This window comes from Shinella sp. GW821-FHT10F02 (genome assembly GCF_058809275.1).
In genome coordinates, this window is the sequence record NZ_JBXASL010000002.1 from 458,539 (window position 1) to 482,073 (window position 23,535).

Sequence of the window (23,535 nt, forward strand, 5' to 3'; positions counted from 1 at the left end):
ATGAATGCACCCCAACGCTCCGCCGGCGCCGCGATCGAAATCCGCAAGGCCTCCAAGCGCTACGGCGCCTTCACGGCCCTCAACGATATCGACCTGCACATCCGCCCCGGCGAGTTCATGACGCTGCTCGGCCCCTCCGGCTCGGGTAAGACGACGACGCTGAACCTGATCGCCGGCTTTACCGATATCAGCTCCGGCACGCTGGAAATCGGCGGCAAGAGCGTCACCGGCCTGCCCTCGCACAAGCGCAATATCGGCGTCGTCTTCCAGCACTACGCGCTGTTTCCGCACATGACGGTTGGCAAGAACGTCGCCTATCCGCTGACGCTGCGCGGTATCAAGGGCGAGGACCGTGAGCGCCGGGTGAAACGCGCACTCGACATGGTGAAGATGACCGATTTCGCTCATCGCTACCCGAACGAGCTTTCGGGCGGCCAGCAGCAGCGCGTGGCGCTTGCCCGCGCCCTCGTCTTCGACCCGCCGCTGCTTTTGATGGACGAACCACTCGGCGCGCTCGACAAGAAGCTGCGCGAATGGCTCCAGCTCGAAATCAAGCGCATCCACCGCGAACTCGGCACTACCTTCGTCTATGTCACGCACGACCAGGAGGAGGCGCTCGTTCTCTCCGACCGCATCGCCGTGTTCAACGGAGGGCGCATCGAGCAGATCGGCACGGGCCGCGAACTCTACGACCACCCGGCAACGCTGTTCGTCGGCCGTTTCGTCGGCGAATCCACCGTTTTGCGCGGCCCGACGGAGACCGTGGACGGCAACACGGTAATGACCATTGGCAAAGACAAGGTCGTGGCGCACGGTCGCCTGCCCGGCGATGCGCGACCGGTGATCCTGCTCCGACCCGAGCGCACGGCGCTGAAACGCCCCGGCGCAGACGCCGTCACCGGCGAAAACCGCCTGTCCGGCACGGTCGAGGAGGCGATCTATCTCGGCTCCGGCTCGAAATACGAGGTGCGGCTGACCGACGGCACCACCGCCGTCGTGCGCAGCCCCCTTGGCGGCGCCGATTTCAGGATCGGCGATCCGGTGGACGTCACCTTCACGCCCGCCGACCTCACCCTCCTTCCCGACGATGCCAGCGCCGACGTGACGCTGACCTGAACCCACCGAAAGCACATCCCATGGACGTCAAGACCAACGGCAACATTTCCTTCTGGTATGCCGATATCGGCGGCATTCCGCAAAAGCGCCCTCCCCTGCCCGGCGACCGCGAGGCCGATGTCTGCATCATCGGCGCCGGCTATACCGGCCTGTGGACCGCCTACTACCTGAAGAAGGCCGATCCCACGCTGAACATCGTCGTGCTGGAGCGCGAATTCGCCGGTTTCGGCGGCTCCGGCCGCAATGGCGGCTGGCTCTCCGGCGGTTTCAGCTGGTCGCGGGAGAAATATGCAAAAACCTCGAGCCGCGGCGCGGTGGTCGACATGCAGAACGCCATGGCGGGGACGGTCGACGAGGTCGAGCGCGTCACCAGGGCCGAGGGTATCGATGCCGACCTCATCCGGGTCGACAAGCTCGTCGCCGCCACAAATGCGGCGCAGCTTGCGCGGGTGCGTGAAGAATACCAGTTCGCCCTCGACTGGCAGATGCCGCCGGAGCGCCTGCAATTGCTCTCGGCAGAAGACGCCGCCAAGCGCATCAACATCGCGGACGTCAAGGGCGCGGTGCTCTACCGCAACATGGCCCGCGTGCAGCCGGCAAAGCTGGTGCGCGGCCTTGCCAAGGTGGTCGAAAGCCTCGGTGTGGCAATCTACGAGGGAACGAGCGTCACCTCGTTCGAAAAGGGCCGCGTCGACACCGACCGCGGCACGGTGCGCGCCAAATCCATCATCCGCGCCACGGAAGGCTTTTCCGCCGGCCTGCCGGGCTATGAGCGCACCTGGCTCGCGCTGAACAGCGCCCAGATCGTCACCGAACCCGTGCCGGAGGCGCTGTGGAAGGACATCGGCTGGGACGGCCACGAGCTGCTCGGCGATGCGGCGCATGCTTATTGCTATGCCCAGCGCACCCGCGAGGGCCGCATCACCATGGGCGGGCGCGGCGTGCCCTATCGCTACGGCTCGAAGACCGACGTCAACGGCCAGACGCAGCAGGCGACGATCGATGCGCTGCACGGCATCCTGACGCGCCTGCTGCCGCAGACCAAATCGTTGAAGATCGACCATGCCTGGTGCGGCGTGCTCGGCGTGCCGCGCGACTGGTGCACGACGGCGGGCTTCGACCGCTCCACCGGTATCGGCTGGGCCGGCGGTTATGTCGGCCTCGGCGTCTCCTCCTCCAACCTCGCCGGCCGCACGCTGACCGACCTCGTGCTGAACCGCGAGACGGCGCTGACGGGCCTGCCCTGGGTCAACCGCACGGTGCGCAAATGGGAGCCGGAGCCGTTCCGCTGGCTCGGTGTGCATTCCATGTACCAGCTCTACCGCATGGCCGACGAACGTGAATTCGCCGGCCTGCCGAAGACCTCCAAGCTCGCGGCCCTTGCCGACGGCATCACCGGCCACTGAGCCCTTTAAGGATAGATCATGATCAGTTTTGAGACTTTCGGCGATCTCATCGCCCTCGACATCGGCGCTTTCGCATCGAAGCCTACCTCCATCGAAGGTAACCAGGAGGAGGCCACCCTGCCCCTGTGGGAAAGCGCGGACGGCAAGATGGAAACGGGCATCTGGGAATGCACGCCCGGCCGCTTCACCGCCGACCGCAGCGACAATGCGGAAATCTGCCACCTGCTCGCGGGCCGGGTGACGCTGCACAATGCCGACGGCACGAGCCGGGATATCGGGGCGGGCGAGATGTTCGTGCTGCCGCTCGGCTGGCGCGGCGAATGGACGATCCACGAGCGGACCCGCAAGATCTACACGATGGTCGCGAGGGGCGTCTGACGCGGTCCGGCGCGGGACGGGTTCAAACTGTGAACGCTGCGTTCTTGTTCCGCGCCTTTTCAAGCCTGCCTCGATATCCCATGTTCGGCGGTGAGACCCTCTCCAACGGACGCTCCCGCGTCGAGGCCCATATCCATGAAGAAAATCGGTTTCCTGTCCTTCGGACATTGGACCCCTTCCCCGCAATCCGAGACCCGCTCGGCCGGCGACACGCTGCTCCAGTCGATCGACCTTGCCGTCGCGGCTGAAGAGCTTGGTGCCGACGGCGCCTATTTCCGGGTGCATCATTTTGCCCGCCAGCTCGCCTCGCCCTTCCCGCTGCTCGCCGCCGTGGGCGCACGCACAAGCAAGATCGAGATCGGCACGGCCGTCATCGACATGCGCTACGAAAACCCGCTCTACATGGCGGAAGACGCCGGCTCCGCCGACCTCATTTCGCAAGGGCGCCTGCAGCTCGGCATCAGCCGCGGCTCGCCCGAGCAGGTCATCGATGGCTGGCGCTACTTCGGCTACGAACCGCAGGAAGGCATGAACGACGCCGACATGGGCCGCCGCCATGCCGAGGTGTTCCTGGACGTGCTGAAGGGCGAAGGGTTCGCACAGCCGAACCCGCGCCCGATGTTCCCCAACCCGCCCGGCCTGCTGCGTCTCGAACCCCACTCCGAGGGTCTGCGCGAGCGCATCTGGTGGGGTGCCAGCTCCAATGCCACCGCCGTCTGGGCGGCGAAACTCGGTATGAACCTGCAAAGCTCGACGCTGAAGAACGACGAGACGGGCGAGCCGTTCCACGTTCAGCAGGCGGCACAGATCCGCGCCTATCGCGAAGCCTGGAAGGAAGTAGGCCACGCCCGCACGCCGCGCGTCTCGGTGAGCCGCAGCATCTTCGCCCTCGTGGACGACCGTGACCGGGCCTATTTCGGCCGCGGCGGCAAGGAGGCGGATTCGATCGGCTATATCGACGACCAGACGCGGGCGATCTTCGGCCGCTCCTATGCCGACGAGCCCGAAAAGCTGATCCAGCAGCTTGCGGCCGACGAGGCGATCCGGGAAGCCGATACGCTGCTCCTGACCGTGCCGAACCAGCTGGGCGTCGAATATAACGCGCATGTCATCGAGGCGATCCTGAAACACGTCGCACCGGCCCTGGGCTGGCGCTAGGCGCGTTTTCGAGCTCGAACGCTACACGACAAGCCAAAAACGATAAAAGCGCGCCAGGGAGCCCCTGACGCGCTTTTTGTCTTGTGCCCTTCGGGCAGGATCAGAACGACGTGCTTGCCTTCAGCATGAACGTGCGGCCCGCGCCATAGCCGCAGGAATTCGCGCCCTGGCAGGTCGCGACATATTCCTTGTCGAGCAGGTTGGAGACGTTCAGCGCGACGCCCCAATTGTCCTTCTCGTAGCGGATGGCCGCATCGACCAGCGTGGCCGAGGGTACCCGTAGCGTGTTCTCGCGGTCCGCCCAGGACTTGCCGATGTGGCGCACGCCCGCAGCAACGCTGACGCCCTGGAGCATATCGTCCTGGAAGGTATAGTCCGCCCAGAGCGATGCCGTGAGTTCCGGAACCTGGATCGGCGTGTTGCCGGCCGGCGTGCCGTCGAATGCGCCGCCCGTCGCCTTGGTGACTTCCAGGTCGAGATAGGTCAGCGCACCGATGATCTTCAGGCCATCCGTGACATTCGCCTGGATCGAGGTTTCGAAGCCGCGGGCCTCCACCTCGCCGATGGCCGCCGTCTCCGGAATGCCATTGACCGTGATCGTGCTCGGCACGTTTTCACGCGTGATATCGAAATAGGCCGCCGTGATCAGGGCATCCATGAAGTCCGGCTGATACTTGACGCCGACTTCCCACTGCTTTGCCGTCTCCGACTTCAGCAGGTCGCCGTCATTGTCCGTCGTCGTCGTCGGGTTGAACGAAGTCGAATAGCTGACATAGGGCGTCAGGCCATTTGCAAGCTCATAGGCGAGCGCTGCACGCCAGGTGAATTCGCCCTCGTCGCTTTCCGTGGAGTTGGCCGCGTTGATGTTGTCATCCAGTTCGGTCTTCACGAAATCGTAGCGGGCATTGAGCGTCGCAATCCACCCGCCGCCGAACTTGATCTGGTCCTGCGCGTAGAGGCCGAGCTGGTCGCGTGTCAGGTCCTGATCCAGGTACGGTGCTGCGAGCGCCGGAGGATCGACGCCGTAAACGGGGTTGAGCGGATCGAGGTCCAGGTCGCCGAACCCGACAGCCTGCGCCTGGTCGATGGAATAGCGCCGGTAGTCCAGCCCAAGCAGAAGATTATGGTCGAGCGCGCCAGTCGCGAACTCGCCTTCGAGCTGGTTATCGACCGTGAAAATACCGACATCCGTGTCATGCGCGAACCGGTAACGGGCGAGCTTCGTCGGGTCGGCCAGCGACCATCCGTTCGCGTACAGCGCGTCTTCCTTGAGAGAGACGCTGGCGTAGCGCAGGTTCTGACGGACCGTCCAGTTGTTGTCGAAGGTATGCTCGAACTCATAGCCGATCATGGCCTGCCGGCGATCATATTCATCGATGCTCTTATCGCCGTAGAACAGGTCGGTCGGGATGCGCCCGACGCCCGGCTGATCCTTGACGGTGCCAAAATACGGCAGGAAGCCCGTGCTAGTGTGGGTCAGGTCGATATGCTGGTACGAGCTGAGAATTGTGAGGCTTGTATCTTCGTCAGGCTGCCATGTCAGGCTCGGCGCGATCGTGCCACGAAAATCGTTCGACTTGTCCGTCTCCCAGCCGCCGCCGGAAATCTTGCCGGTCAGGCGGTATTTCAGCGCATCGTCACTGCCGAGCTTGTCGCTGAAATCGAGGCCGAGATAGCCGTTGCCAAAGCTGTTGATGCCTGTCTCGACATAGCGCAGCGGATCATCCGTCGGACGCTTGCTGACGAAGTTGACGAAACCGCCCGGATTGGCGCCGCCATAGAGCGCGGAACTCGGCCCCTTGATGACTTCGATGCGCTCCAGGAAGAAGGGATCGACGAGAAAGGTGCCGAAACCGGTCTGGAAAAGCGAAAGCCCGTCGAGGAAGACGCCGGTCTGCTCGGCCTGGAAGCCGCGGATGAAGAGCCAGTCCGTGTCGGAATCCGTGCCGTAGGTGGACGCATTCACGCCCGCTACGTAGCGCAGGGCCTCGTCGATCTTCTGCGGGCTCTGGTCGTCGATCTGCTCGCGGCCGACGACGGAGACCGATTGCGGGATCTCGTTGAGGTCGGTCGCCGCCTTGCTGCCGGTGCGCGTGGTCTTCGCCACGACGCCGCGCACGGGCTCGACACCCGTATCGGCGACCGCGTTGGGGTCGCCCTGCTCGACCCGCACCTCTTCCAGCCGCGTCGTGCCTTCCGCGTCCTGTGCGAAGGTGGAAAGTGGCGCCAGGAGGCCAATGGCCGCCGTGCCGCAAGCAAGCGCCAGCCTCAACCGCCGCTGGTTCTTCGACTTCATCATCATCTGCGCGTCCCCACTCACCCGCCCGCCTGCCTGGACGGTCTTCCAAAGATAAGATGAGTGCTTAACTCAGTTTTAATGGTCGGGCTTGTCACATTCCCCGAAAATAGAACGTTCTTGGGCAATTTTCCGGATAATGAATATTCGCCCGGCGGCTCACGCTCAGGCGAGCTGCGCCTTCTGCCAATGGGCCGGCGTCGTGCCGAAATTCTTCCGGAAAACCCGAGTGAAATGCGCCTGGTCGGCGAAGCCTGTTTCGGCGGCGATTTCCGTCAGTGGCTGATTACCATTCAAAAGCAACTGCTTGGCACGCCTGAGCCGGGCATTCACCTGCCATTGGTGAGGGGCGACACCCGTCGAGGCCTTGAAGGCATGGCTGAAATGGGATTGCGACAGGCCGATGAGGCTCGCAAGCTCCTCCAGCCGGATATTGCGCAAGCAGTTTTCTTCAATGAAATCGGTCGCGCGGCGCAGTTGCCAGCCGGCAAGTTTGCTGCGCTTGCGGCTAGGCGCCTTGGCGAGCTTCATCACGTCAATGATCAGCGCCAGCGACAGGCCGTCGCCGTAGAGGTCGTGCAGCGGCTGCGGATTGGTGCATTCGGCGGCGATGAGCTGCGCCAGCGAGAGCAGGCGACTGTCGGAGAAGAACAGCTGCGGCGTGGCGAGCCGTTCGGGATCGAGGTCTTCCGCCAGCCGCCGGCTGATCGTCTCCACGTCGAAATGCAGATCGAGATGGCGCAGGAACTGGTGGTCCGCGAGATCCGCCCAGAGCTCGAAATCGGCGGGAATATAGGCGATCGGGCAATGCCGCCAGTCCTCCACGGTCTCCTCGCCGCGGGGCGCCAGGCGGATGCGGGATTCGCCGGGACCGCGCTTGTCGAGCAGAATGAAGAGGCGCGGGTCCCGTCCAACATAGTACCCACCGGCATTGGCAGCGCATTCCACGTCCCAGACATCGGCGACGATGCCGTTCCAATATCGGCGGCTAAGGTCGCCGACGACGGAGAAGCCCTCGATCCTGTTCTGCATGCGCGGCTGGAACGTCATCTTCCCTACCGGCTATTCCTTCTGTTTTTGGTCAAGTTTTGTAACCCGAATCTCGCGGCGTTGCAATATCGCCAAAATGCAGGAGGGGCGGCTTGCGCCACCCCTCCCTCCCCCGCAGGTTTTTTCTTAAGTTAGTCTTCTTCTTGGAAAACCTGTTCACGCTTGGCCTTGACGGACGGCAGGAAGACGACGAGGAGAACCGCAAGCGCTATGGCCAGCAGGACCGCGCTGATCGGGCGCGTGAAGAAGGTCGTCGGGTCACCGCGCGACAGGATCATGGCGCGGCGAAGGTTCTCTTCCAGCAGCGGCCCGAGCACGAAGCCGAGCAGCAAAGGCGCCGGCTCGCAGCGCAGCTTGACCAGCAGGTAGCCGCCAAGGCCGAACATCGCGACCGCATAGAGGTCGAAGACGTTGGAGTTCACGCTGTAGACGCCGATCGAGCAGAAGGCCATGATGATCGGGAAGAGCACGTAGTAGGGCACCGTCAGCAGCTTCACCCACAGGCCGATCAGCGGCAGGTTCAGCACCACGAGCATCAGATTACCGATCCACATGGAGGCGATGATGCCCCAGAACAGCGTCGGCTGCTCCGTCGCAACGTTCGGGCCGGGCACGATGCCCTGGATGATCATCGCGCCCACCATCAGCGCCATGACCGGATTGGCCGGAATGCCGAGCGTCAACAGCGGGATGAACGAGGTCTGCGCGCCGGCATTGTTGGCCGATTCCGGTCCTGCGACGCCGGCGATGGCGCCATGGCCGAACTCTTCCGGGTGATCGGAAACGCGTTTTTCGACCGTGTAGGACGCAAATGCCGCAAGGATCGCCCCTCCCCCCGGCAGGATGCCGAGCGCGGAACCGATCGCCGTGCCGCGCAGCACCGGACCCACCATGCGCTTGAAGTCGTCCTTCGTCGGCCAGAGGCCGCTGACCTTCGCCATCAGCACCGTGCGCGTCTTCTCGCCTTCGAGGTTGCGCAGGATTTCGGCGATGCCGAACACACCGACCGCCACCGCCACAAAGTTCAGCCCGTCGGCATATTCCCGGATGCCCAGGGTGAAGCGCGGCGTGCCGGTATAGATATCCGTGCCCACCAGGCCGAGAAGCAGCCCGAGCGCCACCATGGCCAGCGCCTTGACGATGGAGCCATGCGCCAGCGCGATCGAGGAGACGAGGCCGACGACCATCAGAGAGAAATATTCAGCCGCGCCGAATTCCAGCGCGACGGCAGTCAACGGGATGGCGAACACCGCGACGAGGAAGGTCGAGACCGTGCCGGCGAAGAACGAGCCGAGCGCGGCGATAGAAAGGGCGGCCCCTGCCCTGCCCTTGCGGGCCATCTGATAACCGTCGATCGCCGTCACGGCGGACGAGGATTCACCCGGCATGTTGATGAGGATGGCCGTGGTGGAGCCGCCATATTGCGCGCCGTAGTAGATGCCGGCGAGCATGATCAGCGAGGAGACCGGCTCGAGCTGGAAGGTGATGGGCAGCAGCATGGCGATGGTCGCCGTGGCGCCGATGCCGGGCAACACGCCGATCAGCGTGCCGAGCAAGACGCCGATGAGGCAGAAGAACAGGTTCTCCGGCGATGCGGCCGTCGAGAAACCGAGGGCGAGATTACTGATAAGATCCATCGTCGCCTCCTACAGCCGGGTCCAGGGGCCGAACCGCTCGAACGGCAGGCCGAGGGCATAGCTGAATACCGCCACGGAAAACACCGTGATGGCGATAGCGAGCAGAAGCGCCATCAGCGGCGTCATGCGGCTGGAGGCAAAAGCCGCAATAAGCGCGGTGAAGAACAGCGACGGCACGAAGCCGAGGCCGCGCACTGTGAGCCCGAAGAAGACGGGCGCGGGCAGGATGAAGAGCATGCCGCGCAACGCAAGCGGCCCCATCGGCTCGCCCTTGACCCGCGTCGCCTGCACCAGCACGACGACACCGAGCACCGTCAGGATCGACGCCAGAACCAGCGGAAAATAGCCAGGCCCCATGCGAAACGCCGTGCCAAGTTCAAGGTTAAGGCATTGATAAACAAAGAAGCCGCCAAGTGCGATGAAGGTCAGGCCGCATATCGCATTGGTGCTGTCGAACTCGAATTGTTTCATGGGATCCCCCTAATCCTGCGGCCGGAATGGGCCGCGCAGGCGGTCAGGGATCGTGACGGCGTTGACCGCCGTCACGATCCGATCCGCGCGAACCTCAGTCGGCGTACTGGCCGGCAGCCTCGATCACGGGCTTCCAGCGGGCGATTTCGCCTTCGAGTTTCGCTTTGAGGGCGGCCGGCGTCGCGTCGGCTTCGGCGGAGGGAACCGTGCCCAGTTCGGCGAAGCGGGCGATGACGTTCGGGTCCTTCAGCGCGCCCTGCAGCGACTTGGAGAGACGTTCGGTCACCTCAGCCGGCGTGCCCTTCGGCGCGTAGATGCCGTGCCAGATGCCGACCTGGAAACCGGCAAGACCGGCCTCTTCCGCCGTCGGAAGATCCGGCAGGTTGGAGAGGCGCGCCGGTGAGGTCACGGCGTAGGCCTTGATCGTGCCGCCCTGGATCTGCTTCGTCGTGTTGGTGGTCTGGTCGCACATCACGTCGACCTGGCCGCCGAGCAGGTCGGTCATGGCCGGGCCGGTGCCCTTGTAGGGAACCGTGACGAACTGCGTCTGCATGGCGCTCATCAGCATCATGCCGCAGAGATGGGACGCCGCGCCGATGCCGGCATTGGCGACCGTCACCGTGTCCTTGTTGGCCTTCATATATTCGATCAGGCCCTTGAGATCGGTCGGCTCCAGATCCTTGCGGGCGACGATCGCCATCGGCACGTCCGTAACGAGGCCGACATATTCGAAGGCGTTCAGCGTGTCGTAGGCGAGCTTGCGGTAGAGGGTCGCGCTGGTCGCCATGCCGATATGGTGGAGCAGCAGCGTGTAGCCATCCGCATCGGCGCTCGCCACACGGCCGGCACCCAGCGTGCCACCGGCGCCGCCGACGTTCTCGACAACGATCTGCTGGCCGAGATCCTTCGACATGGCTTCGGCGACGAGGCGGGTCACCGTATCGGTCGGGCCGCCGGCAGCGAAGGGTACGACCATGGTGATGGTGCGTTCCGGATAGGTCTGGCCAAGCGCAGAGGTAGCAAGCAGCGACACGGCGAATGCGGCCGAGATGCCGAACAGGGTTTTCAAGGTCTTCATCAAATCCTCCCGATGAAATGACCAGCCGACGTGGCTCCTCCCGCGCCGGTTCTGGATGGCCTAGAAGGGGCTCAGCAGGCCGGGTCGGCAAGCGGCGAGGGGGATTTACGGGCCAGTTTACGGCGGTAAACCGCGCCGGATGGGTGGGATGGGGGACAAAGCGGACGAGCCATGGGTGGAAATCCACCCATTGAGGCATCAGAGATCGTCCTGAAAGGCCGACGCGCTGATGTTTTTATCGAGTCCGTATTTCTGCATCTTCTCGTAAAGCGTCTTCCGCGACACGCCGAGTTGCTCGTAAACCGGCTTGAGACTGCCCCCATGAGCCGCCAAAGCAGTGGCAATCAGCCCCCGTTCATAGGCCGCCACCTTGTCCGCAAGCCGCTGCGGGCCGGTCTCCGGTGAACCATCCTCCGGCGAAGTATCGAGCCCGAGCACCAGCCGATCGGCGGAATTGCGCAGCTCGCGCACGTTGCCGGGCCAGCTTCGGCCGGCAATTTCCGTCATTAGTTCCGGCGGAACTTCGACGTCGTTGCGGACGTAGCGCGCCGCGGCCTCTCGGACGAGCTGAAGGAAGAGCAGGGGAATATCCGCCCGCCGCTGCGCCAAGGACGGCACATGCAGCGTGGCGACATTCAACCGATAGAACAGGTCCGCGCGAAAACGGCCGGCGGCGACCTCCGCCTCCAGGTCCACCTTGCTGGTCGCGACGAAGCGCACATCGAGCGGCACGGGCTCGTTGGAACCGAGCCGGGTGATGACGCGCTCCTGCAGCACGCGTAGAAATTTTGCTTGCAGATCAAAGGGCATCGAGCCGATTTCATCGAGCAGGATCGTGCCACCGCGACCATGTTCGAATTTGCCGTAACGGGGCCGGAGCGCCCCCGGAAACGCGCCGGCTTCATGGCCAAAAAGCTCGCTCTCGATGAGATTTTCCGGCAGCGCTGCGCAGTTGATGGCGATGAACGGGCGGTTTGCCCGGGCGCTGATATCGTGCAACGCCCGCGCCACCACCTCCTTGCCGGCCCCCGTTTCGCCGATGATCAGCGTATCGGCGTCCGTCGCGCCGATTGCCCGCAGTCTATAACGCAGGTCCACCATGACCTGGGTGCGGCCAGGCAGGCGCGCCTCGATGTCGTCCCGCTTGCCGGCCACGGCGCGCAGGCGACGGTTTTCCAGCACCAGGCTCCGCCGGTCCATGGCGCGGCGGATGATGCCGGCGAGGTGTTGCGCCGTGAACGGTTTTTCGAGAAAATCATAGACACCCGCCCGCATGGCGCTTACCGCAAGCTGCACATCCGCATGGCCCGTCACCAAGATGACCGGCACTTCGGGATCCACATCGCGAATGCGCTGAAGCAGCGTCATGCCATCCATGCCCGGCATGCGGATATCGCTGACCACGACACCGTCGAAGGCAAAGCCGATGAGTTCGAGCACCGGTTCGGCACTGGCAAAGGTATCGACCTCCAGGCCGAACAATTCCAGCGCCTGCGCGGAGGAGCGCCGCATCTCCTCCTCGTCGTCGATCAGCAGAATGCGCGGCCCCGTCATTCCGCCGCCGCCCGCACGGAGGCCGCTATATCGAGCACGACGCGGAAAACAGCGCCGCCTTCCGGATGGTTTTCAACGGAGAGGTTTCCGCCGAAGTCCTTGATAATATTATAGGAAATCGAAAGGCCCAAGCCAAGCCCCTTGCCCACGCCCTTGGTGGTGAAGAAGGGATCGAAGATGCGTTCGGCGATCGCCGCCGGCACGCCCGGCCCGTGGTCCCGTACTTCGACAATCACCCGATCCTCTTCACGACATGCCGACAGTACGATGCGCCGGTCATCCAACCCCTCCACCGCATCGGCCGCGTTGCTGATGATATTGACCAGCACCTGTTGCAGGCGAACCGGGCCGGCTTTCACGATCAGCGTCTCTTCGCTAAGCTGCACCACGAGTCTCGCATCCGCTGCCTTCAGTCTCGGCGCGACGATTTCCAGCGTGTCGACGATCACGTCGGGAAGGGGGACGGGACCAAGTTTCTCGTTCGGCTTGCGGGCAAAATTGCGTAAGTGCCGGCTTATCGAGGCCATGCGGTCGATCAGGCTGGAGATGCGGCGCACATTGTCCTGCGCTTCCGGCACGCGGCCGCGGTCGATCAGCAGCGCGGCGCTATCCGCATAGGTTTTTGCCGCGGCGAGCGGCTGGTTGAATTCGTGCGAAAGCGCCGCCGACATCTGGCCGAGGCCCGCGAGTTTTCCAGCCTGGATGAGATCGGCCTGGGTCTTGCGCAGTTCCTGTTCGGTCAAACGCCGCTCGGCGATTTCCAGCTCGATCTGCTCGTTGACGCGGGCGAGGTCCGCCGTGCGTTCGTCAACCCGACGTTCCAGCTCGTTGCGCGTCTCCTCTTGGAGGCGCAGCCGCTCTTCGATGCGCGCGCGGCGCTGCCACAAGACAGCAAGACCAAGAGTGGCGAGGCAGATGAACAGCAGGATGGCGATGAGTGCGGTGCGCGCCTGGGTTCGGACCGACGCCGTGTCGAGCAGCACGTTCACCGTCCAGTCCGCTTCCGGCATGTAATGCGACAGACGAAGATATTCCCGCGTCGTGCCCTCGCCGGCAATCCGCATCAGATGTTGACCGTAGTAAACACTCTCGGCAACCGGCAGAGGCCTGAGCTCAGCCTCGGCATAACGTCGCGAGGCCTGGGTGCGGGCAAGGCGCGCGGCGTCGAGCGGCAGGATTCCGGAATAGAGCCATTCCGGGCTACCCGTCATGAAGATGATGCCTTCCGGATCCGCGACGAAAATCTTGTATTCACCGCCGCGCCAGGAACTCTCGATGGAATCGATATCGACCTTGAAGACGATGACGCCGAGAATCCTGCCGTCGACATCCACGGGAGAAGAAAAGTAGTAACCACGTTTCAGCGAGGTCGTGCCCAACGCATAGAACCGCGCCTGCCGGCCCGCGATGGCGTCCTGAAAGTAGGGGCGGTAATCGAAATTCTGTCCGACGAAGGTGCCGGGCATCTCATAATTGCTGGCGGCAATCGTATTGCCGTCCGGCGTCATCACATAGATGTCGGAGGACTCCAGCAGGCCATTGATTTCCTTCAGATATTCGTTTGCGACACGACGCAGCGCCGGATCGTTTGGTGCTTGCAGCAGCGCCTCGATGTCGTCGTGATCGGCGATCAGCGCGGGCAGGGGCTCGTAGCGGCTGAGATGACCACCGAGTGCAGCCACGGCGAGACGCAAAGCGGACCCCGCCTGCGACGACGCTTCATCCATATAGCTGCGCGTCAGCAGCGTGCCCCCTTGCAGGATGGCGAGCACGACCACGACCGGCAGGATCGCGAAGGCCAGGGCATGACGCAGCTTCACGGAACGACGGCTCCTCTCCGCTTCCTCGCGGCCGGCTGGCCGCCGCCTATCCTAATCAGCCGCTTGCCTCTTTCCTAGAGGGGAGGGGGCTAGTCGGTCAGCCGGCTTTCGCCGAGGTCGACATTCAGGAATGCGGCAATCGCATCGGTGACGATCGCATGGTCGACGCGCTGCGGCACGCCGGAAACCGTGACCGCACCGACGCAGCCGAGATCGGCGACGAAGAGCGGAAAACCGCCGCCGTGCACGGCATAGTCGGTGAGGCTGAGATTGTGCGCCTCCTGCTGCTCGCGGCCGGACAGTGCCAGCCGCCGCCCGACGAGATAGGAGGAGTGCCAGAGCCGCAACACGGTGTTGCGCTTGCGGCGGATCCACTCGACATTGTCCGTCGACGTGCCGGGCAGGGCGCAATGAAAGAGCGGGCGGTCGCGCAACGAAATATCGATCGCCACGCCGGCGCCTAAAGCCAGTGCCGTTTCGCGCACGCGATTGCCGAGCGCCCAGGCGTCGTCGGGGCTGAACCGGCTGAAGCGCAGAAGCCGTTCCTGTTCTTCCAACCGCCGGATATCTTCTGCAATCGTCTCCGCCATCATGTCCCCCATCCGGATTGTCGTGATCGATCCTTATCGGGAGTCTCGTGCAAGGGGAAGGGCGTCTTCCACTTGATGGAGATCAAGGTTGCGGGGAGGGGAAGCCATAGGGTAGGGGAGATCAAATCATCCGTTCCCGGGGTCATCATGCCGGACAGCTTTTTCGTCTTCGCCATCCTCGCGCTGTTGCTGACACCCGGCCCGACCAACACCTTGCTGACGGTCGGGGCGGCAGCGCGCGGTTTCATCGCCAGCCTTCCGCTGCTTTTGGGAGAACTCGCCGGTTATCTCGCCGTGGTGGTGCCACTTGCGACGATCGCGGCCGCGCTGCTGGATGGGCGCCCGGCGCTTGCAATTGCCCTTCGCCTGGCCGCCGCCTGCTGGGTGCTGTTTCTGGCGTTCCGGCTTTGGCGCCTGTCATCCACCCAGGAGAACCGGGACGCCTCATCGCCCGTCACGATCGGCCAGGTTTTCCTGACGACCGTTCTCAATCCGAAAGCGCCGATCATCGGCCTCGTCATCATGCCGCATGGCCCGCTGATGGAGATCGCGCCGGCGCTTGGTCTTTTCAGTCTGCTGGTTGCGGGTGCGGGCACGAGTTTTCTCGTGCTGGGCAGCCTCGTCGGGCGGGCGCCGCTTCTGTCGCCGCGCCTGGTCTACAGGGTCGCGGCCGCCTTCCTTGTAGTCTTTTCACTTGGTCTTGCCGGCAGCGCATCCGGCCTTATCTGAAATCAGACATCGTTCGGTTCGTGCTGGCGCATGAGTTCCTGCTGGACCTCATCCTGGAACGCGAAAACGGCGGCGCGTGCCTGGTTCTCGTTCGATCCGAGCTTGCGCAATTCCTCCGCCAGTTCCCGGCAGACCTTCAGCCAGTAAAGCCGTGCATCCTCGCCATGCAAGCCGCCAAGTTCTCCGGCACAGCGGCGCACATGGGCGGTGCGGCGCTCGGCGGGAAACGGGACGACCGGTCCGGTCTCGACGGAAATGGAACGGCGGCGCGGCTGGACCGAGGCGTGAGGGGGCATTGATTCGGGCTTCCTTATCTTCCCCCCATGATTAGGAGCCCCATGGTTAACGTGCGGTTTCCACGGCGAATTTCGCTGTGCCAACCTGCGACTCTCATCCCGCCTGCTTCGCCGGAACGCCGTTCGTCCGCATCAGCGCCATCAGCATCGGCCCGAGTGAAAATTCGCCACGCTCCGCCCTGCGGGTGAGGTCGCGCAGATAGCCTCCGGCGGAGTTGATATGGCCGGATCGCTCCAGGATGCAGCCGATCACGGTCGCGGCATTTTCCGGCCCGAGCACCGCGCAGGCCTGTTCATAGGCGGAGGGGCTGATTGCCAGCATCGAGCGCACCACCACCGCCGCCGTCATCAGGTCACGCCAACTCGAAATCGCACCGCCAGGACCGAAAGCCACCATTTCCGGGCAAGCCCGCAGCACAAGTCCCAGCGGATAGGGTTTTTGCGGATCCGAAGCATTCGCCGGCTGGGGATAGGCCCCCTTGGCCGCCGTCGGCACATCGACAGGCCATTGCGAATACCGGGCATCCGGTTTTTCGTCCTGCTCCATCTGCCGCGGGGTCGAACGGTCCGGTCTGGCCTCAGCTTTGCCGCCCTGCTTCGTTTCGAAGCTTGGTTCAAGATCAGAAGTAGAGTCGGGTTTTGAATTCTGTTTGTGCCGCTCAGTATGGCTGCCATTGCCGTCCGGTTCTTGTAAAATAATCTGCTGTTCCAGGCACTTGAGGATTTCCAAGCGCAAGGCTTCGAGTGCGGCAAGCGTCGGTGTCAGGTTTTCGGGCGTCCGCAAACGCGGCAAGGCCTGGACCTCGCGGCGGTATTCGGCTTCATAGCGCATCCAGTCGCCGGCAAGGCCGTCTTCCAGTGCCGTCTCAATCAGCTTGGCGATATCACGTCGGACGAGCGTGACCCGCTCGCGCAGGCGCTGCAGCAAAACGCGTTCTGCGGTGACTGCGGCGGCGAGTTGTTCGATTTCCCCTGCCCGGGCAAGCAAGGGGGCCAGCGAGAAGCCGAAGGCCTCGCCGATCGTGCCCTGCTGGTCGCGGCGCACATAGCGCTTGCCGTTCGGGCTGTCGCGGCGCGTGAGCAGGCCGCTTTCCACCAGGGCTGCAAGATGGCGGCGCAGCGTGGTTTCGGCCATGCCGTGCGTACGCAGCGAAAGCTGCGTGTTGGAAGGAAACACCACCAGGCCGTCGCTGCCGCTGAGTTCGGTCTTCGGGTGAAAACTCATCAGCGCGTTGAGCACCGAGAGCGCCCGGTCGCTGATGCCGAGTTTGACCCGGGCCTCGCAAAGCCAGCGATAAAGCTTCCACTTGTCGACGCTCGCCTCCGGCGAGACCGTCTTGGCTACCGCCTGGCTTGCCAACATGCCAAGCGTCATAGCCCGCCGCCCGAAAGGCGTCGTTATGCCGTCCGTCTCCATCTCTCTCCACCTTTCAACAGGCAAAAGAGACCCCATCACCGAAACCGGCGCCGAAAAGGCTTGACTGTGATTCGGGGAAGTGCGATTCTCAGGCTGCTAAACGATGAGAAGGGCTTCCACGACGGTAACGTTGAGGGGGCCTTTTTCTTTTGCGGATCAATCTCCCGATTTCTGTTTGTTTTCAGTCCGAAACGCCTCGTAGAGACGGTCCAGGTTCTGGGTGATGTAGGCGCCGAAGGCGGGCGCTTCGGCGGCCTTCAGAGCAATCGTGTATTGGCGGCCGTTCGTCTTAATGCTGGCGCTGACGGCACCGTCCTTGCGCGACCATTCCGCCGGCGCCGGCTTGGCGGTTCCCGCGGCCTCCTTCTTCGAAAGATGGCCGCTGACAAGGTTGAAGCGGTCTTCCGGTGGGCGGCTCTTCACCCGCTCGCGGGCGAGAAACTCCACGGCCTTGTCCTCGTTGGACGGCTCGTCGAAACGGGTCGCGAGCTCATGCCAGCGGTCGCGGCCGATGCTCAGCGCCGGGCCGATTGCGCTGCGCACGCTCTTGGGGATGCGGTTCACCACCGACAGCATTTTTGACACGGTCGTCTTGTCGGCGCTCAGTGCTGCCATGATCGTTTCGCGATCGAAGCCGCGCGTTTCCAGCTCTCCGGCAAAGGTCGCCCGCTCAAGGAAGGAGAGGTCGGCGCGCGCGCTGTTCTCCTGGCCCTGTGCGATGACGTGGTCCCGGTCGGTGAGCGCCTTGACGACCGCGCGAACAGGGCGGCCGAGCAGGCGCGCGGCGCGCGCGCGGCGATGGCCGAAAGCGATCTGGTAGACGCCGGATTTTGCCGGATGCGGGCGCACGAGGATCGGCGAATCCTGCCCGCGCACGCGCATGGCCTCGACCAGTTCCTGGAATTGCTCGTCCGAATGGGCGAGGCGGTCGGAAATGAAGGATTCCTCGATTTCATCAGGCTCAAGCTCGATGACGATTTCGCCGGCCGTCAGCTTTGCCTCGATCTCTTTGGCGGCATCCGCCTTGGCGGCGAGCGCATCGATGCTGCGCGTCACGGCGCCAAGCGCGCCGATGCCCTTGTAGGTGACATGATGGCGATGCTCGTCGGGAACGGGGTTTACCGGCGTCAACTTCTCTGCGCTCGGCGACATCAGATTGGAAAGAACGTTCTTGCGCGCCATGATCAACGCCCCCATGCCTTGTGGATCAGTTCGACGATTTCCGCGTTAACCGCCTCCATGGATTCCAGCGCTCGGTCATAGGTGGCACGCGTGAACTGGCTTCGGTCGACCTCATAGAGCGTCTGGTTGGTGAGCGCGGCATCCGCAATGGCGACGCTGCGCACCATGGGACTGGTGAGAACATGCTGCTTGAACAGCGAGCGCATGAAGGCGACCATCTGTGTCTGCGGGCCATCCGCCGGATCATAGCGGGTAACCAGATACCGCAGCCAGTCGAGGTTCATGTTGCCGCCAGCGCTTTTCAGCGTGTTCAGCACCTCGCCCAGCATCTGCAGGAACTGGCACATCGACATCACGTCGAGCATCTGCGGATGCACGGTGATGAGCACCGCCGTCGCACCGCAGATCGCGCTCATCGTCAAAAAGCCGAGTTGCGGCGGGCAGTCGATCACCACCACGTCGTAATCGTCGGCGACGGAGGAGAGCGCCTCGTCGAGCCGCGCAAAGAAGATCCGGCCGTAATCGCTCCGGTCGCCCTGCGCCAGAACGCGCGGCGTGTCGTGCTCGAACTCCATGAGTTCGAGATTGCCGGGCACGATGTCGAGGCCGGGGAAATTGGTCTTGCGGATGATTTCTTTCAGCGGTCGCCGCTGGTCGTCGTAGCGGATGGCGCCGTAGAGCGTCTCGTTCTCGTTGACGTCGAATTCCGGCTGGAAACCGTGCACCGCCGAAAGGCTCGCCTGCGGGTCGAGATCGACCGCGAGCACCCGGTGGCCGGTAAGCGCCAGATGCTGGGCGAGATGGGCCGTCGTCGTCGTCTTGCCGGAGCCGCCCTTGAAGTTCACCACGGCGATGACCTGGAGATGGTCGGTGCCCCGCCGGCGCGGCACGTAACGCTGGCCGCCGCGGCCGTTCTGCTCCAGATATTCCCGCATTTCCTGCAACTGCTCCGCCGAGTAGGAACGGCGGCCGGAAGGCGTCACCTGCGGCAGCGGCCCCTTGGATTCCAGCGAAAGATTGCGCAGGTAGCCACTGGTGACCCCGAGAAAATGCGCCGCCTCGCTCAGTTGGAACTGGCGCAGGCTCTTCTGGGCAACAGGCGGAAACATCTCCAGCCGATGCTGCTTCAGCTTGTCTGACAGTTCGTGCGCCTGCCCGATGATCAGCTGATCGACCTCGGAAATTGCCTGTCCGAACATTGCGGCCATATTCATGTCGAGAATCTCAAAATGCGATTTCAAGCCCACCTTGGGGTTTAAACCGCATTTAGAACCGATTCTGAATCGAGGGCAAGGCAATAATGGTTAACGCACCGCGCTCGACCGGCGCTGGTACGTCCATGAATGAGACTTTAGCGTATTGACCATCGCACGCCTATCGGCATGCCCCGATTCGATTGGGGAAAACTCCGGAAAATTAACCTTTTCCGCACTCCTACGCCTCGGTGTAACCGCGCCGCCGCCGTCGAGCGATTTGCCGGGCGAGTACCGTCTCGGCCTCGGCCGTTGTCGCATGCAGGCTCGACACCTGGCGGCCGCGCGTGCCGATACGGCCCCAGTGGCGCAGCACGGCGATCTCACCGAACAGCGTCGGCTCCAGTGAGAGCATGTAGAAGCGCGCCATGTTGCGCGTCGCGTCGATGCGGCGGAAGCGATAGGCGGGGGAAGGGGTGGTGTTCGGCATGTCCGGGATTCTGCCGAAACCCCGAATCACCGTCCAACGAAAGCTTTGAATCGATCCGGGCGGATCGATTCATCCGCGTGATGGATCGTCAGTCGCTTGGCCCGCGCCGCGCCGGTTGCACCGCCAGCGCCGCTTCGATCGTGGCGAGGCCTGCCTCAAGTTGCTCCAGGCCGTCTGCGCCAAGAAGCCGGGCCAGTTCCTGCTCGTATTCATGCGCCAGCGCGATCATTTCGCCATGGATGCGGCGGCCCGCCGGTGTCAGGTCGAGATGCTCGATCCGGCGGTCGGCGGCATCCTCGCTGCGCTTCAGCCAACGCTTTTCCTCCAGCGCCCTGACGGCACGCGACACTTTCGTCTTGTGCATGCTGGAATTGGCGCCGATCTCCGTCGCGGTCATGCGGCCGTAGGCGCCGAGCGCGGCGAGCGCCCGCCATTCCGGCCGGGTCATGCGGTATCGCGCGCGGTACTGCGCGGCAAAACGCTGGCTGACCAGTTCCGCCGCCTGGTTGAGGCGGTAGGGCAGGAAGGTTTCGAGCCGGAAGTCCATGGGCGGCGCCTTGATGGTTACAAAATGGACAGTTACATCTGTAACCACCTGACGACAAGGGTGCTTTGCAAGAGGAGGCCAAGCCATGCCGGACCATGCCGCGGAGATCGCCAACAGCTTGAAATACATGCCCGGCTTCGGCAATGATTTCGAGACGGAATCCCTGCCCGGCGCACTGCCGCAAGGACAGAACAGCCCGCAGAAGTGCAATTACGGCCTCTATGCCGAGCAGCTTTCCGGCTCGCCCTTCACCGCGCCGCGCGGCACCAACGAGCGCTCCTGGCTCTACCGCATTCGCCCGAGCGTGCGCCACACCCGCCGCTTCTCCAATGCCAGCTACCCGCACTGGAAGAGCGCGCCCTGCCTCGACGATCATTCCCTGCCGCTCGGGCAACTGCGCTGGAACCCGCTGCCCGCGCCGAAGGAAACGCTCACCTTCCTCGAAGGCATGCGCACGATGACGACGGCGGGCGATGTGCTGACGCAGGTCGGCATGGCGGCGCACGCCTATACGTTCAACGCCGACATGGTGGACGACTATTTCTTCGATGCCGATGGCGAATTGCTCGTCGTGCCGCAACTGGGCGCGATCCGCGTCTTCACCGAAATGGGCATCATGGATGTCGAGCCGCTGGAAATCTGCCTCATCCCGCGCGGCATGATGTTCAAGGTCTCCCGCCTCGGCGAGGGCGATGTCTGGCGCGGTTACGTCTGTGAGAACTACGGCGCGAAATTCACCCTGCCGGACCGTGGCCCGATCGGCGCCAACTGCCTTGCCAATCCGCGCGATTTCAAGACGCCGGTCGCCGCCTACGAGGACAAGGAGACGCCCTGCCGGGTCCACGTCAAATGGTGCGGCAAGTTCTACGTCACCGAGATCGGCCATTCGCCGCTCGACGTCGTCGCCTGGCACGGCAACTATGCGCCGTTCAAATACGACCTGCGCACCTACTCCCCGGTCGGCGCTATCTTGTTCGACCACCCGGACCCGTCGATCTTCACCGTGCTCACCGCGCCGACGGAAGAGGCGGGCACCGCGAATATCGACTTCGTCATCTTCCCGCCGCGCTGGTTGGTGGCCGAACACACCTTCCGCCCGCCCTGGTATCATCGCAATATCATGAGCGAATTCATGGGCTTGATCCATGGCCAGTACGACGCAAAGGAGGAAGGCTTTGTGCCCGGCGGCATGAGCCTGCACAACATGATGCTGCCGCACGGACCGGATGCGACGGGCTTCGACAAGGCGTCGAACAGCGAGCTGAAGCCCGTCAAGCTTGACCACACCATGGCCTTCATGTTCGAGACCCGCTACCCGCAGCAGCTCACCAAATTCGCCGCCGAGCTGGACACGCTGCAGGACAATTATCTCGAATGCTGGGACGGCCTGGAGCGCAAATTCGATGGCACGCCGGGCATCAAGTGATCGACCGCTCAGCCCCCCTGCCAGGCCTTCACCGCTTCGAGCGGCCAGACGAGCATCAGGATGTTCAGCGCCAGGCCGTCGCGGATGAGATAAGTGGTCACGCCCTCGAAAACCACGATGATCGCGATGCTTGCCCAGACGGGCAGGCGCGAGGCCAGGAAGAAGCCGACGACCATCGCCAGAATATCGGCGCTCGAATTGATGACGCTGTCGCCGAAATAATCGAGCGAGATCGTCGACTCGCGATAGCGATTGATGATCATGTCGGTGTTTTCGAGGATTTCCCAGGCGCATTCGAGCACAAGGGAGAGCGTCAGGCGCAGGTTGATGCCGGCCTTGGGCAGGATCAGCGTGAAGAGGCCGAAGAACAGAATGCCGTGGATGATGTGGCTCGGCGTGTACCAATCGGACAGATGTTGCGAGTTTTCCGAGGAAACGACGACGCCATGCCACAGTTTGACATATCCGCACTTGCAGATGAGCGGTTGACCCATCGTATAAAGGAGAAGCGCCGTCGCGCCGATGAAGCCGGCGGCGAGCAGCAGGGAATTCAGGACCGTGCGGTTCACGCGGGATTTCCTTGAAAAAACGATGCGCCGCGCAAAGCGGCGCACGAGGGTGGAGACAGGCGGCCGGAAGATGACACATCCTTGCGGCCGGAAACAAGATCGGGAGAGAGACGCATGAAGCTTGCGACACTGAAGGATTCCACCCGCGACGGCCGCCTGGTCGTCGTCTCGCGTGACCTGACGCTCTGCTCGGAAGTCGGGCACATCGCCCGCACGCTGCAGGCCGCGCTGGACGACTGGGCGCATGTCGCGCCGCGGCTGGAACGGGTCGCCGAGGGGCTGGAAACCGGCGCGCAGCCGACCACCCGCTTCCACGAGCACGACGCCGCCTCGCCGCTGCCGCGCGCCTACCAGTGGGCGGACGGCTCGGCCTATGTCAACCACGTCGAGCTGGTGCGCAAGGCCCGCAATGCCGACATGCCGGAAAGCTTCTGGACCGATCCGCTGATGTACCAGGGCGGCTCCGACAGCTTTTTAGGCCCGCGCGACCCGATCCTGGCGGCTGACGAGACCTTCGGCATCGACATGGAAGGCGAGATCGCCGTCATCGTCGACGACGTGCCGATGGGCGCGAGCATTGAGCAAGCGCGCGCGGCGATCCGCCTCGTCATGCTCGTCAACGACGTGTCGCTGCGCGGGTTGATCCCGGCCGAGCTTTCCAAGGGGTTCGGTTTCTTCCAGTCGAAACCTTCTTCAGCCTTCTCTCCCGTCGCCGTGACGCCGGATGAACTGGGCGAGGCCTGGGACGGCGGCAAACTGCACCTGCCGCTCCTCGTTTCGCTCAACGGCAAGGCCTTCGGCAAGGCCGATGCGGGCGTCGACATGACCTTCGATTTCGGCCAGCTCGTCGCCCATGCGGCGAGGACCCGGCCGCTCGTCGCGGGCTCGATCATCGGCTCCGGCACCGTCTCCAACAAGCTCGACGGCGGCCCGGGCAAGCCTGTCGCGGAGGGTGGCGCCGGTTATTCCTGCATCGCCGAGATCCGGACCATCGAGACGATCGCCACCGGCGCGCCCAAAACGCCCTTCATGAAATTCGGCGACACCGTGCGCATCGAGATGAAGGACAAGGCCGGCCATTCGATCTTCGGTGCGATCGAGCAGACCGTCAAAGCCTACGAGAAGGATTGAA

General features: G+C 63.6%; 22 protein-coding genes. 7 read left to right on the top strand and 15 right to left on the bottom strand.

Annotation, left to right across the window (positions count from 1 at the left end; translation table 11 throughout):
• From AC1RWL_RS08000 to AC1RWL_RS08015, 4 genes are all read left to right on the top strand, one after another.
• Entirely contained in the window at positions 1 to 1,116 is a 1,116-nt protein-coding gene (locus tag AC1RWL_RS08000) for an ABC transporter ATP-binding protein (protein ID WP_493094186.1), read from the top strand.
• A gap of 20 nt (positions 1,117 to 1,136) precedes the next feature.
• Positions 1,137 to 2,522 (top strand): NAD(P)/FAD-dependent oxidoreductase, encoded by a 1,386-nt coding sequence (locus AC1RWL_RS08005; protein ID WP_493094187.1) that lies wholly within the window; start codon positions 1,137 to 1,139, stop codon positions 2,520 to 2,522.
• 18 nt (positions 2,523 to 2,540) lie between these two features.
• Positions 2,541 to 2,900, top strand: a complete 360-nt coding sequence (locus AC1RWL_RS08010; protein WP_493094188.1) for a cupin domain-containing protein — start codon at positions 2,541 to 2,543, stop codon at positions 2,898 to 2,900.
• A gap of 135 nt (positions 2,901 to 3,035) precedes the next feature.
• Positions 3,036 to 4,058: an LLM class flavin-dependent oxidoreductase gene (locus AC1RWL_RS08015; protein WP_493094189.1), complete on the top strand. Its 1,023-nt coding sequence runs from the start codon at positions 3,036 to 3,038 to the stop codon at positions 4,056 to 4,058.
• Positions 4,059 to 4,158: 100 nt separating this feature from the next.
• Here the strand turns inward: AC1RWL_RS08015 and AC1RWL_RS08020 are convergent, their stop codons facing one another.
• From AC1RWL_RS08020 to AC1RWL_RS08055, 8 genes are all read right to left on the bottom strand, one after another.
• Positions 4,159 to 6,354, bottom strand: coding sequence for a TonB-dependent siderophore receptor (locus AC1RWL_RS08020; RefSeq protein ID WP_493094470.1), 2,196 nt, complete (start codon positions 6,352 to 6,354; stop codon positions 4,159 to 4,161).
• 165 nt (positions 6,355 to 6,519) lie between these two features.
• Entirely contained in the window at positions 6,520 to 7,404 is an 885-nt protein-coding gene (locus AC1RWL_RS08025; RefSeq protein WP_492647948.1) for a helix-turn-helix domain-containing protein, read from the bottom strand.
• A 131-nt stretch (positions 7,405 to 7,535) separates the two neighbouring features.
• On the bottom strand, positions 7,536 to 9,041 hold the full coding sequence (locus AC1RWL_RS08030; protein WP_256116320.1) for a tripartite tricarboxylate transporter permease: 1,506 nt from the start codon (positions 9,039 to 9,041) through the stop codon (positions 7,536 to 7,538).
• A gap of 9 nt (positions 9,042 to 9,050) precedes the next feature.
• On the bottom strand, positions 9,051 to 9,512 hold the full coding sequence (locus AC1RWL_RS08035) for a tripartite tricarboxylate transporter TctB family protein (protein ID WP_256116319.1): 462 nt from the start codon (positions 9,510 to 9,512) through the stop codon (positions 9,051 to 9,053).
• 94 nt (positions 9,513 to 9,606) lie between these two features.
• Entirely contained in the window at positions 9,607 to 10,590 is a 984-nt protein-coding gene (locus tag AC1RWL_RS08040) for a tripartite tricarboxylate transporter substrate-binding protein (protein WP_256116318.1), read from the bottom strand.
• Between the two features lie 198 nt (positions 10,591 to 10,788).
• Positions 10,789 to 12,144, bottom strand: a complete 1,356-nt coding sequence (locus tag AC1RWL_RS08045; RefSeq protein WP_493094190.1) for a sigma-54-dependent transcriptional regulator — start codon at positions 12,142 to 12,144, stop codon at positions 10,789 to 10,791.
• Positions 12,141 to 13,964, bottom strand: coding sequence for a sensor histidine kinase (locus AC1RWL_RS08050; RefSeq protein ID WP_493094191.1), 1,824 nt, complete (start codon positions 13,962 to 13,964; stop codon positions 12,141 to 12,143). The genes AC1RWL_RS08045 and AC1RWL_RS08050 overlap by 4 nt, the downstream gene beginning before the upstream one ends.
• A gap of 89 nt (positions 13,965 to 14,053) precedes the next feature.
• Positions 14,054 to 14,554, bottom strand: a complete 501-nt coding sequence (locus tag AC1RWL_RS08055; RefSeq protein ID WP_256116316.1) for a heme-degrading domain-containing protein — start codon at positions 14,552 to 14,554, stop codon at positions 14,054 to 14,056.
• A 147-nt stretch (positions 14,555 to 14,701) separates the two neighbouring features.
• On the opposite strand from AC1RWL_RS08055, the gene AC1RWL_RS08060 reads away from it, so the two are divergent.
• Positions 14,702 to 15,283, top strand: a complete 582-nt coding sequence (locus AC1RWL_RS08060) for a LysE family translocator (protein ID WP_493094192.1) — start codon at positions 14,702 to 14,704, stop codon at positions 15,281 to 15,283.
• A 2-nt stretch (positions 15,284 to 15,285) separates the two neighbouring features.
• Here the strand turns inward: AC1RWL_RS08060 and AC1RWL_RS08065 are convergent, their stop codons facing one another.
• The 6 genes from AC1RWL_RS08065 to AC1RWL_RS08090 form a co-directional block, all read right to left on the bottom strand.
• Positions 15,286 to 15,579 carry a DUF6074 family protein gene (locus AC1RWL_RS08065; RefSeq protein WP_493094193.1) on the bottom strand — a complete coding sequence of 98 codons (294 nt, stop codon included), beginning with the start codon at positions 15,577 to 15,579 and terminating at the stop codon, positions 15,286 to 15,288.
• Between the two features lie 94 nt (positions 15,580 to 15,673).
• Positions 15,674 to 16,996: a plasmid replication protein RepC gene (repC, locus tag AC1RWL_RS08070; RefSeq protein ID WP_493094194.1), complete on the bottom strand. Its 1,323-nt coding sequence runs from the start codon at positions 16,994 to 16,996 to the stop codon at positions 15,674 to 15,676.
• A gap of 156 nt (positions 16,997 to 17,152) precedes the next feature.
• Positions 17,153 to 18,178 carry a plasmid partitioning protein RepB gene (gene repB / locus AC1RWL_RS08075; protein WP_493094195.1) on the bottom strand — a complete coding sequence of 342 codons (1,026 nt, stop codon included), beginning with the start codon at positions 18,176 to 18,178 and terminating at the stop codon, positions 17,153 to 17,155.
• 2 nt (positions 18,179 to 18,180) lie between these two features.
• Positions 18,181 to 19,377: a plasmid partitioning protein RepA gene (gene repA / locus AC1RWL_RS08080; RefSeq protein ID WP_493158312.1), complete on the bottom strand. Its 1,197-nt coding sequence runs from the start codon at positions 19,375 to 19,377 to the stop codon at positions 18,181 to 18,183.
• A 235-nt stretch (positions 19,378 to 19,612) separates the two neighbouring features.
• Positions 19,613 to 19,861, bottom strand: coding sequence for a WGR domain-containing protein (locus tag AC1RWL_RS08085; protein ID WP_493094196.1), 249 nt, complete (start codon positions 19,859 to 19,861; stop codon positions 19,613 to 19,615).
• An 88-nt stretch (positions 19,862 to 19,949) separates the two neighbouring features.
• Positions 19,950 to 20,408: a MarR family winged helix-turn-helix transcriptional regulator gene (locus AC1RWL_RS08090; RefSeq protein WP_493094197.1), complete on the bottom strand. Its 459-nt coding sequence runs from the start codon at positions 20,406 to 20,408 to the stop codon at positions 19,950 to 19,952.
• An 85-nt stretch (positions 20,409 to 20,493) separates the two neighbouring features.
• Here AC1RWL_RS08090 and hmgA point away from each other — a divergent pair, with 85 nt between their 5' ends.
• Positions 20,494 to 21,834, top strand: coding sequence for a homogentisate 1,2-dioxygenase (gene hmgA / locus AC1RWL_RS08095; protein WP_493094198.1), 1,341 nt, complete (start codon positions 20,494 to 20,496; stop codon positions 21,832 to 21,834).
• 8 nt (positions 21,835 to 21,842) lie between these two features.
• Here the strand turns inward: hmgA and AC1RWL_RS08100 are convergent, their stop codons facing one another.
• Entirely contained in the window at positions 21,843 to 22,427 is a 585-nt protein-coding gene (locus tag AC1RWL_RS08100; protein WP_493094471.1) for a DUF2585 domain-containing protein, read from the bottom strand.
• Positions 22,428 to 22,517: 90 nt separating this feature from the next.
• Here AC1RWL_RS08100 and AC1RWL_RS08105 point away from each other — a divergent pair, with 90 nt between their 5' ends.
• Positions 22,518 to 23,534 (top strand): fumarylacetoacetate hydrolase family protein, encoded by a 1,017-nt coding sequence (locus tag AC1RWL_RS08105; protein WP_493094199.1) that lies wholly within the window; start codon positions 22,518 to 22,520, stop codon positions 23,532 to 23,534.
• Position 23,535 lies beyond the last annotated feature (1 nt).